Annotated in this window: 12 protein-coding genes; 7 read left to right on the top strand and 5 right to left on the bottom strand. The window is 73.9% G+C overall.

Annotated elements, in window-relative coordinates; all coding sequences use genetic code 11:
• Positions 1-82 precede the first annotated feature (82 nt).
• On the bottom strand, positions 83-682 hold the full coding sequence (locus D9R14_RS17730) for a TetR/AcrR family transcriptional regulator (RefSeq protein WP_121624683.1): 600 nt from the start codon (positions 680-682) through the stop codon (positions 83-85).
• A gap of 129 nt (positions 683-811) precedes the next feature.
• Here D9R14_RS17730 and D9R14_RS17725 point away from each other — a divergent pair, with 129 nt between their 5' ends.
• The 7 genes from D9R14_RS17725 (at position 812) to D9R14_RS17695 (ending at position 7,516) form a co-directional block, all read left to right on the top strand.
• The gene (locus tag D9R14_RS17725; RefSeq protein ID WP_121624682.1) at positions 812-1,846 is read left to right on the top strand and encodes an aldo/keto reductase; all 1,035 of its coding nucleotides are present in this window, start codon (positions 812-814) and stop codon (positions 1,844-1,846) included.
• Positions 1,847-2,061: 215 nt separating this feature from the next.
• A complete protein-coding gene (gene fae / locus D9R14_RS17720; protein WP_121624681.1) occupies positions 2,062-2,568 on the top strand; it encodes a formaldehyde-activating enzyme in 507 nt (168 codons plus the stop codon).
• Positions 2,569-2,711: 143 nt separating this feature from the next.
• On the top strand, positions 2,712-3,608 hold the full coding sequence (locus D9R14_RS17715) for a methylene-tetrahydromethanopterin dehydrogenase N-terminal domain-containing protein (RefSeq protein WP_121624680.1): 897 nt from the start codon (positions 2,712-2,714) through the stop codon (positions 3,606-3,608).
• Positions 3,609-3,617: 9 nt separating this feature from the next.
• The gene (gene mch / locus D9R14_RS17710; protein ID WP_121624679.1) at positions 3,618-4,595 is read left to right on the top strand and encodes a methenyltetrahydromethanopterin cyclohydrolase; all 978 of its coding nucleotides are present in this window, start codon (positions 3,618-3,620) and stop codon (positions 4,593-4,595) included.
• Between the two features lies 1 nt (position 4,596).
• The gene (locus D9R14_RS17705) at positions 4,597-5,541 is read left to right on the top strand and encodes a RimK family alpha-L-glutamate ligase (protein ID WP_121624678.1); all 945 of its coding nucleotides are present in this window, start codon (positions 4,597-4,599) and stop codon (positions 5,539-5,541) included.
• The gene (locus tag D9R14_RS17700; protein ID WP_121624677.1) at positions 5,514-6,482 is read left to right on the top strand and encodes an ATP-grasp domain-containing protein; all 969 of its coding nucleotides are present in this window, start codon (positions 5,514-5,516) and stop codon (positions 6,480-6,482) included. The genes D9R14_RS17705 and D9R14_RS17700 overlap by 28 nt, the downstream gene beginning before the upstream one ends.
• Positions 6,479-7,516 carry a hydantoinase/oxoprolinase family protein gene (locus D9R14_RS17695; protein WP_121624676.1) on the top strand — a complete coding sequence of 346 codons (1,038 nt, stop codon included), beginning with the start codon at positions 6,479-6,481 and terminating at the stop codon, positions 7,514-7,516. Before D9R14_RS17700 ends, D9R14_RS17695 begins: the two co-directional genes overlap by 4 nt.
• Here D9R14_RS17695 and D9R14_RS17690 read toward each other — a convergent pair.
• The 4 genes from D9R14_RS17690 to D9R14_RS17675 are packed head-to-tail and all read right to left on the bottom strand — an operon-like array spanning position 7,509 to position 12,182.
• Positions 7,509-8,315 (bottom strand): formylmethanofuran dehydrogenase subunit C, encoded by an 807-nt coding sequence (locus tag D9R14_RS17690; RefSeq protein ID WP_121624675.1) that lies wholly within the window; start codon positions 8,313-8,315, stop codon positions 7,509-7,511. The two genes, D9R14_RS17695 and D9R14_RS17690, sit on opposite strands and share 8 nt — an antisense overlap.
• Positions 8,312-9,238: a formylmethanofuran--tetrahydromethanopterin N-formyltransferase gene (gene fhcD, locus D9R14_RS17685; protein WP_121624674.1), complete on the bottom strand. Its 927-nt coding sequence runs from the start codon at positions 9,236-9,238 to the stop codon at positions 8,312-8,314. Before fhcD ends, D9R14_RS17690 begins: the two co-directional genes overlap by 4 nt.
• Positions 9,235-10,890 (bottom strand): formylmethanofuran dehydrogenase subunit A, encoded by a 1,656-nt coding sequence (locus D9R14_RS17680; RefSeq protein WP_121624673.1) that lies wholly within the window; start codon positions 10,888-10,890, stop codon positions 9,235-9,237. The genes fhcD and D9R14_RS17680 overlap by 4 nt, the downstream gene beginning before the upstream one ends.
• Complete coding sequence (locus D9R14_RS17675; RefSeq protein ID WP_121624672.1) at positions 10,887-12,182, bottom strand: molybdopterin-binding domain-containing protein; 1,296 nt, start codon at positions 12,180-12,182, stop codon at positions 10,887-10,889. Before D9R14_RS17675 ends, D9R14_RS17680 begins: the two co-directional genes overlap by 4 nt.
• Positions 12,183-12,567: the final 385 nt, after the last annotated feature.

The raw sequence follows: 12,567 nt of genomic DNA, 5'->3' as shown, positions 1-12,567 counted from the left end.
CCGGTTGCCGGCGTTGCGCCGGATCGTCGCAATAAGGATGGGAAGCGGAGCTTTCCGCTGCAAGAGGCGCCCGCCGCCGCGCTCAGGCGTGGCGCAGCCCCTGGACCAGGAGGCCCACCAGGCGCCGCGCCTGCTCGGGGCGGCTGTCCTGCACCGACAGGCACAGATGCCCGGCGGCATAGAGGAAGTCGTCGGCGGCGATGTCGCTCTTGATGGCGCCGTCCGCGCGGGCGCGCTCGAACAGGCCGCGGAAGGCGGGCCACAGGCGCTGCTCCCGCCGTTCCGGCAGGCCGTCGAACGCGGGATCGCCGGAATGCAGCGCCCGGGCGAGGCCATACTTGGTGGCGGCGAGGTCCACGAAGCGCTGCATCCACAGCTCCAGCGCCTCGAACGGCGGATGGGTGGCGGCGAGCGCGTCGGCGGCATCGGCGCAGGCATCCATCTCCTGCCGGAAAACCGCGGCGATCAGGTCGGGGCGGCGCGGAAAGTGGCGGTACACGGTGCCGACCCCGACCCCGGCGCGCGCGGCGATGTCGCGCACGGGCGCGTCGAGGCCCGCCTGCGCGAACACCTCCTTGGCGGCGCGCAGCAGGGTTTCGAGGTTGCGCTGCGCATCGGCGCGCTGGCCCCTGCGGGCCGGAGCTCCGCCTGGCGCCGCCGCGTCCGGGTCGTGCGATTCCATGGCCAGGATGGCCCCCTTGCTAAACGGAACATGTTCCGTATTATAACGGAGCACGTTCCGTTTTTACTCCTACCGCGCGGGAGCGGCGCCGACAAGCACGCGCCGCACCTGCCACGGGGAAGCCCCTCCATGCACCATCGCCCGCTCGGCCGCACCGGCATCCAGGTCAGCCCCTATTGCCTCGGCACCATGATGTTCGGGAGCCTCGCCAATTCCGACCACGACGAATGCGTCCGGATGATCCACAAGGCGCTCGATGCCGGCATCAACTTCATCGACACGGCAGACGCCTACAGCAACGGCGAGTCCGAGGAGATCGTCGGCAAGGCGCTCAAGGGGCGCCGCAATGCCGTCGTCCTCGCCACCAAGGCGGTCCTGCCCATGGGCGACGACCCCAACCGGCGCGGCGGCTCGCGGCGCTGGCTCGTGCAGGCGGTGGAGGAGTCCCTGCTCCGGCTCCAGACCGACCATATCGACCTGTACCAGCTCCACCGCCCGGTGCCCGGTACCGACATGGAGGAGACGCTGTCCGCCCTCACCGACCTGATGCGCCAGGGCAAGGTGCGCGCCATCGGCGCCTCCACCTTCCCCGCCGCCGACATCGTCGAGGCGCAGTGGGTGGCCGAGCGGCGCGCGCTCGCCCGCTTCCGCACCGAGCAGCCGCCCTATTCGATCCTGAACCGGTCCATCGAGCGCGACGTCCTGCCGGCGTGCGAGCGCTTCGGCATGGGCGTCCTGGCCTGGAGCCCGCTCGCCAAGGGCATGCTCACCGGCAAGTACCGCAAGGGCCGCCCGGCGCCGGCCTCGCTGCGCGCCAGCTACTTCCCTCGGGCGATGTCCGACGAGGCCAGCCTCGACGCGGTGGAGCAGCTGATCCGGCTCGCGGACGAAGCCGGCATCGCGCTCCCCCACATGGCGCTCGCCTTCGTGGTGGCACACCCGGCCATGACGGCGGCGATCATCGGGCCGCGCACGCCCGAGCAGCTCGACGCCTATCTCGCCGGCGCCGGCGTGATGCTGGACGACGCGCTGCTCGACCGCATCGACGCGATCGTGCCGCCCGGCAGCGACATCGCCCCGCTGGAGCGGGCGGCCTATGTCCCGCCCGCCCTCGCCCACGCCGTGCTGCGGCGGCGCCCGGCCGCCGAACGGGCCGCGGCGTGACGCCCGCCGTGGCCAGCACTTGATCCTCGCGCCGTGTCCCGGCGCCGCGCCCCGCGCCGCTTGCTGGCGGCGGGGGGCTCGGCTAGGTTCGGCCGCGCTATCTGGCGAACCGGTCCGGCCTCCCGCCGGATGCTGCAACAAGGATAGGCGGCGTGGAACCGCTGTCCCCTCCATGCGGCGGCGGTCACCCTGAGATCCGGCGAGGGAGGCTCAAGATGGCGAAGATTTCCAAGGTCCTGGTGGGCGAGGCGCTGGTGGGCGACGGCAACGAGGTCGCCCACATCGACCTCCTGATCGGCCCGCGCGGCAGCGCGGTCGAGACCGCCTTCTGCACCAGCCTCACCAACAACAAGGACGGCTTCACCTCGCTCCTGGCGGTGATCGCCCCGAACCTGCCGTGCAAGCCCAACACGGTGATGTTCAACAAGGTGACCATCAAGGATGCGCGCCAGGCGGTGCAGATGTTCGGCCCGGCGCAGTACGGCGTCGCCAAGGCGGTGCAGGACTGCGTCGCCGAGGGCACCATCCCCATGGAGGAGGCCGACGACATCTTCATCTGCGTCGGCGTGTTCATCCACTGGGAGGCGGCGGACGACGCCAAGATCCAGCAGTACAATTACGAGGCCACCAAGCTCTCGATCGAGCGCGCCGTCGCCGGCACGCCCACCGCGGCGACCGTGACCGCCGAGCGCGACAAGGCCAAGCACCCGTTCGCCGCCTGACGTCCCGCGTGGCCGGGCCGGCGCTCTTCGCGCCGGCTGCAGGCCGCCCGGCATTCCTGCGCGCGGGGCTGAAACCGCCGCGCCGTGGTCCCTGATCGCGGCGCGGCCACCCGCCGATGCCTCCCCCAACTGGAGCATCCTCCATGGCGGACCCGACGCCCATCCTGCACATGATCTCGCCGCTCTCGCAGGTGAGCCCGTTCGACGTGAACATGGCGTTCGACGCCGGCTATGGGCGGATCGCGCCCTATCCCCACGTGACGCTCGACGAGGTGCGCGCGCTCACCCAGGACATGATGTTCTCGCGCCCCCCGGCTGCGGCCGCCCGCACCGCGCTGTTCATCGGCGGACGCGATGCGAGCCTCGCCTTCGACATGGCGCAGACGGCGCGCGCCGCGCTGTTCCCGCCGTTCGAGATCTCGGTGTTTCCCGATCCCGCCGGCGCGTTCACCACCGCCGCCGCCGTGATCGCCAAGGTGGAACGGCAATTGTCCGGCCGCCGGCCCGGCGCGCTCATGGGCGCGCAGGTGAAGGTGTTCGGCGGCACCGGCGTGGTCGGCTCCATCGCCGCGGTGATCGCCGCCGAGGCCGGCGCGAAGGTGACGCTGGTGAGCCATCGCGGGCTGACGCCGGTGACGATCAAGGCGGCCGAGTTCCAGCAGCGCTTCAGGGTGGATCTCGCCTGCGCCAACGCCGAGACCGACGCGGAGAAGGCGGCGCTGCTCGCCGCCAGCGACGTGGTGATCAGCGCCGGCCGGGCGGGCGTGGAGATCCTCTCTGCCTCCCTGGTCGCCGCCGCGGAGACGGTTCTGGTGGCCGCGGACGTGAACGCCGTGCCGCCCGCCGGCATCGCCGGCATCGGCGCGCATGACGACGGAGCCCCGCTCGCAGGCGGCACCGGAACGGGCATCGGCCCGCTCGCCATCGGCGATCTCAAGTACCGGGTCCAGCAGGCGCTGTTCCGGCGGCTGCTCGACACCCGGACGGCGCTGTTCGTCGACCTGCCCACCATTTTCGCGCTGGCGCGCGAACTTGCCTGAGGCGGGCCGATGACCACCCCGCCCGCAGCCCCGCCCTCCCCCACCAGCATTGCTGAAAGCGTGCGCCCGCTGGTGGAGGCCCTGGTGGCCGACGCCGCGCGGCTGCGCCTTGCGGTCTCCAGCGGCCCGCTGGGGGCGCGCATCGTCGATGCCGGCATCGCCGTTCCGGGCGGCATCGAGGCCGGACGGCGCATCGCCGAGATCTGCATGGGCGGGCGGGGGCGCGTCGCGCTGACGCCGTCCGACCGCTTCTCGCCCTGGTCCACCCTGGTCTCGGTGTCGAGCGAAGACCCGGTGATGGCGTGCCTCGCCAGCCAGTATGCCGGCTGGAGCCTTGCGGCCGGCGACTTCTTCGCCCTCGGCTCCGGCCCCGGGCGCGCGGTCGCCTGCGTCGAGCCTTTGTTCGCGGAGCTCGGCTATGCCGACAAGGCGGACACGGTGACGCTGGTGCTGGAGACGGCGCAGACGCCGCCCGAGGCGGTGGTGGCCGAGATCGCCGCGCGCTCGGGCGTCCCGCCGCAGGCGGTGACGCTGATCCTGACCCCCACCGCCTCGCTCGCCGGCACGGTGCAGATCGTCGCCCGCACGCTGGAGGTGGCGCTGCACAAGGCGCATGCGCTGCATTTCCCGCTGGCGCGCATCGTCGACGGGCTCGCCAGCGCGCCGCTGCCGCCGCCGGCCCCGGACTTCCTCGCCGCCATGGGACGCACCAACGACGCGGTGCTCTATGGCGGCGACGTCCACCTGTTTGTGTCCGGCCCGGCCGAGGCGGCGCGCGACCTTTCGGCGCGCCTGCCCTCCGGCACCTCGCGCGACCACGGCCGGCCGTTCGCCGAGGTGTTCGCCGCCTATGGGTGCGATTTCTACCAGGTGGACCCGCTGCTGTTCTCCCCGGCGCGCGTCACGGTGAGCGCGCTGGAGCACGGTGCGAGCTTCACGGCCGGGAGCTTCGCGCCGGACCTCGTCGCCCGCTCGTTCGGCGGCTGAGATGGCGCGCGCGCGCCCCGGCAGCCGCGACGCCGGCATCGTCGTGTTCGCGGAAAGCGCCGACTGGCATGTGCGCGGGCTCCTGGCGGCGCTGAAGCGGCACGGCTGCCGCGGGCGCCTCCTCTCCCTGAAGGCGTGCGGCTTCGCCGTCGGCGAGACCGCCCACGGCCTGCTGCTGCCGGGCTTCGGCGACCTTCTGCCCGCCGCCTGCTTCGTGCGCTCGGTGCCGGCGGGCAGCTTCGAGCAGGTGACGGCGCGGCTCGGCCTGCTGCACGCTCTGTCGGCGCTCGGCGTTCCGGTGATGAACGACGCGCGCGCCATCGAGCGCTGCGTCGACAAGAGCGCCACCACCTTCCTTTTGGCCCGCGCCGGCCTGCCCACCCCGCGCACCGTGGTGCTGGAGGATCGTGTCGCGGCGCAGATGCGGGTGGATGCGGCGCCCGCCGACACGGTGCTGAAGCCGCTGTTCGGCGCCCAGGGCCGCGGCCTCGCGCGCCTCTCTCCCGGCGCGCCCTTGCCGGAGCCGGAAACGGTGGGGTCGGTCTATTATCTCCAGGACTTCGTCGCCGCCGCCGCGCCGGAGGACTTCCGCGTGTTCGTGGTGGGCGGGCGCGCGGAGGCGGCCATGGTGCGGCGGGGCACCGGCTGGATCACCAACATCCATCAGGGCGCCGTCGGCGAAGCGGTCGCGGCCGAGGGCCCGCTCGCGGCGCTCGCCGTGAGGGCGGCGGCGGCGGTGGGCGCCGACCATGCGGGGGTGGACATCATCGCCGACAAGGACGGGCGGCTTTATGTTCTGGAGGTGAATTCCATGCCCGCCTGGAAGGGCCTCTATGAGGCCACCGGCCGCGACATGGCCGAACCGCTCGCGGCGCGGCTCGCCGCCGCCCGCCCCCTCCCGCCCGAAGGAAGCCCGCTGTGCGCGTCTTCGTCTGTGAGTTCGTGACGGCGGGCGGCCTGAGGGACGCGCCTTTGCCCGAGACCCTGGTGCCGGAGGGCATGCGCATGCGCGACGCCATCTGCGCCGACCTCGCGCTGCTGCCCGGCGTGCGGGAGGTTCTCACCGCCCATGACGACCGGCTGCCCGCGCCCAGCGACGCCGCGATCCCGGTGCCGGAGGGCGCCGACCCCTGGGCGATCTGGAGCACGCTGGCCGCGCAGGCGGACGTGGTCTGGCCGGTGGCGCCGGAGACCGGCGGGCTGCTCGCCGCCATGATCCGCCGGCTGGGGCGCGGCGGCGCGCGGCTGATCGCCAGCGACGTCGAGGCGGTGGAAACCTGCTCCAGCAAGAGCGCGACCGCCCGCCGCCTCGCCGTCGCCGGCCTGCCGCACATTCCGACCTTTGCCGCCGCTGCGGCGCCGGATGATCTTCCCTGGCCGCGCCTCACCAAGCCGGACGACGGGGCGGGCTGCGAGAACACCCGCCTGTGGCCGGCGGGGTCCCGGCCGCCGGCGGCGCCCGGCCTGATCGTGCAGCCTTATGTGGCGGGCATCCCGGCGAGCCTCTCGGTGCTGGTGCGGCCCGACGGCGCGCGGCTGCTCGCGGCCAACCGCCAGCACGTGGCGGTGGCGGACGGCGCGCTCAGCCTCACCGGCCTCACGGTCGGCGGCCTTCCCGATCCGGACGGCGCGCTGGCGCGGCTCGCGCAGGACGTGGCGGCGGCCTTTCCCGGCCTTGCCGGCATCATCGGCATCGACATCGTGCTGACGCCGGCCGGTCCGGTGGTGGTGGAGGTGAACCCGCGCGTCACCACCGCCTATGCCGGGCTTCATGCCGCGCTCGGGGTGAACCCCGCCGCCTTCCTGCCGGAGCTGATCCGCGCCGGCACGCCGCCGGCTCTGCCCCATCTGCCACCGGCGACACAAGTGGAGATCGCACTGAGATGAGACCCGTCATCGGCTGGGACGTGGGCGGCGCCCACCTGAAGCGCGCCGTGCTCGGCACCGACGGGCGGCTCGCTTCCGTCGCCATCGCCCCGTGCGCGCTGTGGCAGGGGCTGGGTCGGCTGGACCAGGCGCTCGATGGCCTGCCGCCGGCACCGCAGGCGCCGTCTCAGGGGACCTCTTTCGTCACCATGACGGGTGAACTGGTGGACCTGTGGCCCGACCGGGCGACCGGCGTCGCCGCTTTGGGGCAGGCGCTCGCCGAACGGCTCGGCGCGCAGACGCAATTCTATGCCGGGCCGGCGGGCTTCGTCGGCGCGGACGCGCTCGCCGCTCATGCAGGCGACATCGCCTCGGCCAACTGGCACGCCACGGCCAGCGCCTTGGCGCAGCTTTTGCCGGCGGGCCTCCTCGCCGACATGGGCTCCACCACCACCGATTTCGTGCCGTTCGCGGACGGCGCGGTGCGGGCCGTGGCCTATGCGGATGCCGACCGGCTGGTGGCGGGGGAGCTGGTCTATAGCGGCATCGCCCGCACGCCGGTGATGGCGCTCGCCCCGGCCTTGCCGTTCCGGGGCACCTGGGTGCCGCTGATGGCGGAGCATTTCGCCACCACCGCCGACATCTACCGCCTCATCGGCGAACTGCCCGAGTGCGCGGACCTGCACCCCGCGGCGGACGGCGGAGAGAAGACCGAAGAGGCGAGCGCGCGCCGCCTGCTGCGCATGGTGGGGCGCGACCTCGGCCCTGGCGGCCTCGACGAGGCGGGCGTGCTCGCCGCCGCCGCCAGCGAGGCGCAGTTCGGGCTCCTGATGCGCGGGCTCGGGCGGGTGCTGGCCGCCGCCGGCCTGCCGGAGGACGCGCCGCTGGTGGGCGCGGGCGTGGGGCGCGGCCTGATGGCGCGCCTCGCGGTGCGCGCGGGACGGCCCTACCGCGATATCGGGACGCTGCTGGCGGAGGGCACCGACCTTGCCGGCGCGGCCGCCGATTGCGCTCCGGCGGTGGCGGTGGCGCGGCTCGGCCGCGCGCTCAGCTGAGAACCAGAATCTCGCCTTCGCCGCCGGAAAGCCGGTCGCCCACCAGGCGCTCGGCCCGGCCGGAGAGGCCACCGCCGAACGCAGCGGCGAGCTCCGGCACGCGCCGGGCGATGAGCAGCAGCATCACGAAATCCGCCGCGCCGCAGGACGCGAAACCGTCCGGCACGAGGTCCGGCGCCCGGCCCAGCAGCAGCGAGCCGCGCCGCATGCCGCGCCCGGCGCGCGGGCCGATGCCGCCTGCCACCGCCAGCGTGCCCGCGATCATGCCTTCCGCCGCCCGCTCGCCGGCATCGCCGGCGATGAGGATGAGCCCGCCGCGCTGGCGCACGCCGGCGAGTGGCCCGGTGCCGCCGCCGACCTTCACCAGGCCGTCGCGCATACCCGTGCGCGCGCCCGGAAGGGGGCCGCCGAGCCGCGCGCCTGCGGCGCCGGACACCTCGATGCGCCCGCCCGCCAGGCCCGCGGCGAGGTCGTCCCCCGCCGCGCCGCGCACCACCAGCCGTCCGCCGGTCATCCCCCACCCGCCGCCGGCGCCGATGGGGCCGTCCACCAGGATTTCGCCCGCGCCGAGGCCGGCGCCGACGAAATCGAGCCGCGCATCGCCCGAGATCACCAGCGCCGCCGAGGCGCCGCGCGTCACCGTGAACAGGTCGCCCAGCGCCGCCCGGCTTGTGCCGTAGGGCAGGACGCGCCGCTCCGCCGCCGCCTCGCTGAGCCCGGACAGCGCCGCCGGCAAGAGCCCGGTGCAGTCGAGCCGCGCCTCAAGCGGCGCCTTCAAAACGAGGCGCAGCCCGCTCATGGCGCGCCCCCCATGATGGCGTGCAGATGGAAGTGGAACGGGCCGAGCGTGCCGCCGTAATTGCCGGCGTCGACGGCGAGGATGCCCGCCTCGGCGCCGAGATCGCACACCGCCGCGATGCCGGCGCGCATGCTGGCGGCGACCGCGGCTTCCGACAGCCCGTCGACGACGATCTCCAGCACGCTCTCCGCCTCCGGCGGCAAGGCGGTCGGCGTCACCGCGCGCAGCGTCGGGCAATAGGCGCCGTTGGTGGAGGCGATGAGGCCGGGATACTTGCTGCCCACCTTCGAGCCGGAGCGCACCACGCCGCCGGGAAACGGCATCACCGCGCCGTGCACCTGCGCCATTGCCTCCACCGCCGCCTCGGCGCCGGCGAGCGCGGCGGCGCGGGAGCGGGCGAGGATCAGGAAGTTGCCGCCGCCCACCGCCGCCGGAACCGCGCCGGTCGTCTCGTCGCAGACGAACTCGCCCTCCATCACCGGGATGCGCCAGATGCGCTTGCCGGCGAGGCGCTTCGACACCTGATGGCCGTCGCCGAAATAGCGCAGCGCCCGGCCGAGCGGGATCGACGGCCCGCTTTCGATGCCGGCATAGCAGGCCGTGGTGGGGCAGGTGAGCACGCTCTGCCCGACCCTGAGCGGCACCACTTTCTTCAGATCCTTCAGCGACATGGCGAAGACGAGCACGGCGACGCCCGGACGCCCGTCCGGCGTCTCGGCGGGGGCGAGCTCCCGCTCGATCGCCGCTTCGCAGCCGCAGCCGATCACCGACGTCGCGAAGCCCGTCATGCTGCGCGCGGCGGTGAGCGCCCAGCGCGCCGTGTCGGCGGTGACGAGAAGCCGCGTCGCCGCCATGGGGAAGGCCTCGGCGAAGCCGTCGCGCACGCAGACGCCGTTGAGGACGAGATCGGGGGCGCCGCTCATGGCTGAAGCTCCACCAGCTCCGGTCCCTCGCCGCCCCGGATCTCGCCGTCGGCGATGCGGAAATGCTTCGCCTTGAGGCCGATGGCGGCGTCGAACCACTGGTCGAGGCGCCTGTCCATGGCGCCGTCATAGGCCGCGTGGACCGCATAGGTCCGCCCGCGCGCAAGCGCGGTGATGGCGCCGTCGCGCACCACCTCGGCGCCGTCCTTCAGCACCAGGCGCGGCGCCGCGAACATGGCCTCCCGGTCGGCCTGATCGGCATAGAGCACCACGTCCGCCCGCGCGCCGGGCCCGAGATGGCCGCGGTCCTTCAGGCCGAGCGTGCGGGCCGGGGCGGCGCGGGTGACCACGGCGATCTCCTCCAGCGTGTATTCGCGCCGGATCTCGGAAAGGCGGGTATGGGCGCGCGCCGCGGGATGGATGCGGCCGAGATGATGGTCGCGGAAATCCTTGTCCATCAGCAGCCGGATCAGATGCGGATAGGAAGTGAAGGGACCGCCATTGGGATGGTCCGTGGTGAGGTACACCCGCCACGGGTCCTCGATCAGCAGGAACAGCTCCAGGCCGATGGCCCATTGCAGCGCGTTCACGAACGACTGGTCGCGATACTGGAACGGCACCACGCCGCACGCCGCGTCGCACTCGATGTCCATGCCGATCCACTTGTTCGGGCTGGCGAGGCGGTGGTTGCGGTATTGCGACATGAGGTCCGCCGAGGCGGTCACGGTCTGGCCGAACATGATCTGGCCCACGTCCACCGAGATGTGCGGGCTCGCGTTCACGGCGGCGGCGATCTCCGCCGCGCCGGAGGAGAAGCGCCGGTCGCCCTCGATGCCATAGGCATGGAACTGGACGTGGGTGAGGTGGAGCGGGAAGCCCTCGGTGGCGCCGATGGTGGCGAGCGTGGTCGCCACGTTGCCCGGCACACCGAGATTGCAGCCATGCAGGTGGATCGGGTGCGGCACGCCTAGTTCCGTCACCGCCCGCTGGAGGGTCGTGAGGATGCGGCGCGGGGTGAGGCCGTAGAACGGGCCGGCCTCGTCGAGATCGAGCGCGCGGGCGTTGAACTTGAACGCCGAGATGCCGCCGGGATTGACGATCTTCACCGCGCAGCACTGGGTGGCCTTGAGCATCCACGCCACATAGTCGTTCACCGCCTGCTGTCCCTCGCCCTCGGCGATCAGGCGCAGCAGGAAGTCGTCATTGCCGAGCACCAGGAAGCCGCCGGTGTCGATATTGGGGATGTCGGCCATCTCCAGGTGCGCGTGGCGCGCATTGGCGCCCACCACCGCCGGCTCGAACACGGCGGTGTAGCCCATCTGGGAATAGCGGCAGCCGGTCTCGTGGGTGGTGGGCGCGGCGCGCCCGCCGCCGCAGCCGCAGAACGCGCCCTCCGGCTCCGGGAAGGCGGCGCGGTCCTCGCTCATCAGCAGGCGCGCGAGGTTCACCTTGCCGCCGGCGATGTGGCTGTGCAGGTCGATGCCGCCCGCCATCACCACCGCGCCGGCCGCATCGATGCGGGTCTCGTGCGCGGACGGCGGCGCGTCCGCGACAATGCAGCCGTCGGCGATGAGCAGGTCGCGCACCGCATCGGCGACGCCATTGGCGGGGTCGTAGATGCGCCCGCTTGTGATCCGGATGCGCCGGCTCATGGCCGCGCCTCCAGCGCCGCGAGGATCGCCCCCGCCGCCTCGGCGAGGCTCGGCAGCGCCGCCGGCCGCAAGGCGGCGAGCGGCAGGCACACCACCTGGTCCATGCGGAACACGTGGCCCGCATGGTCGACGCCGGGCGTGCCCACGGGAATGAACACGTCCGGCTCGCGCGGGAACACGGTCTGCGCATGGCCGAGCGCGATCACCGGGCCGCGCGCGAAGGCCGGCGGCGCATCGGGACGCAGCGCGCTGGCGAACAGCAGCAGGTCGGCATCGGCGAGCGCGGCGCGGGTCTCGTAGAGGTCCGGCGCATGGCGCGCGCCGCCCGGCCCCACCGCCGTGCGCAGCGGCCAGCCGAAGCGCCACAAGGCGAGCTGGTGCGCGCCCACCACATTGTCGCGCCCGCCGAGCGGGAAGACGGCGGCGCGGGTGGTGCGGCTGAGCGCCGCCACCGCCTCGGCGGCGGCCTCGGCCACGCGCGCCGCATCGGCCGCCGGCAGGCGGGCCGCATCCCAGGCGAACACCGCATAGCGCGACTTCGCCAGCACGCCGGCGAGCTCGGACACGGTGGCGGCGATCTCCGGCGGCAGGCCGGCGCCGGCAAGGTCGCCGCCCTTCAGGGCGGTCGCCAGCGCCGCCGCGACCGCAGGCAGCGCGGCGGCATCGAGCGGCACCTCGGCCACGTCGTGCGGCGCGAGCGCCCGGCGCCCGCCGGCGCTGAGCGGCCCGCCGAGCACGCAGACGCGCCGGCGCACGGTGCGGTCCACGAACATGGGCGCCGCCGCGTCTCCCGCCGCCAGAGCGGGGGCGGGAAGCGCGCGCTCGAAGAAGCGGGCGAAGGCGGCGCTTGGATCGGGGCCGAGCACCACCAGCAGGTCGCAGCGGTTCCGCACCTCGGCGAGCGTCGCGGCGACCCAGCCCTTGCGGGCGAGGCGGTCGAGATTGGCGAACAGGCCGCCCGAGGCGGCGTGGTCGAGGCTCGCGCCCGCGGTCATCGCGAGGTCGTAGAGCCGGCCGAGGCCCTCCATGTCGGCGCCGAGGCCGGCGATCGCGATGGCGCGGCGGGAGGCGAGGAGGCCGGCGGCGGCGGCCACCGCCGCCTCGAAGGGTGCCGGGCGTCCGTCCACCCGGCAGGGGGGCGGCGGCTCGCCGCTGCGCTCCAAGAGGCGGGCGGCATCGCCGCAGGCGCGCACCGCGCGCACCGCGCGGCCCGAGACCGCCACCTCCAGGTCGTCGCAGCCCAGCCCGCAGAACGGGCACAGCACGTCGCGATGGACCGCTTCCGCGCTCATGGCGCGACCGTGCGCGCGACCGCGCAGAACGGGCGGGAAGATCCGGGAGGGGAGGGAGTGTCGACGCGCGGACCCATGGCTTCGCCTTGGACAGGGGGGATGAACCCGATCAAGACGCCGCGGCGGTTGCCCGCTTGTCGTTGCAGTGCGCGGGGCTCACCTGCCCCTGCGCCATGCGTCCGGTGTTGGCGGAGAAGTAGCACACGGGCGGGCGCGGTCAAACTGCGGCCTGCCCGCGAGCCGTCCGTGGGCCGTTCATGCTCCGGGGGCACGGAACCCCCTCCCCGCGGGGGAGAGGGCAGGGTGAGGGGTTGGGCGGCAGGGGATGCAGGCGCCGCGATGCGGATCGGCCGGCGGCCCCCCGCCCCATCCCTCTCCCCTCGAA

It is taken from the genome of Xanthobacter tagetidis (genome assembly GCF_003667445.1).
In the GTDB taxonomy this organism is placed as follows: Bacteria; Pseudomonadota; Alphaproteobacteria; order Rhizobiales; family Xanthobacteraceae; genus Xanthobacter; species Xanthobacter tagetidis.
Note: the sequence above shows the minus strand (reverse complement) of the source record. Positions and strands in the feature narration are given on the sequence as shown.

Coding starts and splice junctions, on each gene's coding strand:
- D9R14_RS17715 (WP_121624680.1), top strand. CDS start 2,712: ATGGCGGACCCGACGCCCATCCTGCACATGATCTCGCCGCTCTCGCAG.
- D9R14_RS17730 (WP_121624683.1), bottom strand. CDS start 682: ATGGAATCGCACGACCCGGACGCGGCGGCGCCAGGCGGAGCTCCGGCC.
- D9R14_RS17680 (WP_121624673.1), bottom strand. CDS start 10,890: ATGAGCCGGCGCATCCGGATCACAAGCGGGCGCATCTACGACCCCGCC.
- fae (WP_121624681.1), top strand. CDS start 2,062: ATGGCGAAGATTTCCAAGGTCCTGGTGGGCGAGGCGCTGGTGGGCGAC.
- mch (WP_121624679.1), top strand. CDS start 3,618: ATGACCACCCCGCCCGCAGCCCCGCCCTCCCCCACCAGCATTGCTGAA.
- D9R14_RS17695 (WP_121624676.1), top strand. CDS start 6,479: ATGAGACCCGTCATCGGCTGGGACGTGGGCGGCGCCCACCTGAAGCGC.
- fhcD (WP_121624674.1), bottom strand. CDS start 9,238: ATGAGCGGCGCCCCCGATCTCGTCCTCAACGGCGTCTGCGTGCGCGAC.
- D9R14_RS17725 (WP_121624682.1), top strand. CDS start 812: ATGCACCATCGCCCGCTCGGCCGCACCGGCATCCAGGTCAGCCCCTAT.
- D9R14_RS17690 (WP_121624675.1), bottom strand. CDS start 8,315: ATGAGCGGGCTGCGCCTCGTTTTGAAGGCGCCGCTTGAGGCGCGGCTC.
- D9R14_RS17675 (WP_121624672.1), bottom strand. CDS start 12,182: ATGAGCGCGGAAGCGGTCCATCGCGACGTGCTGTGCCCGTTCTGCGGG.
- D9R14_RS17705 (WP_121624678.1), top strand. CDS start 4,597: ATGGCGCGCGCGCGCCCCGGCAGCCGCGACGCCGGCATCGTCGTGTTC.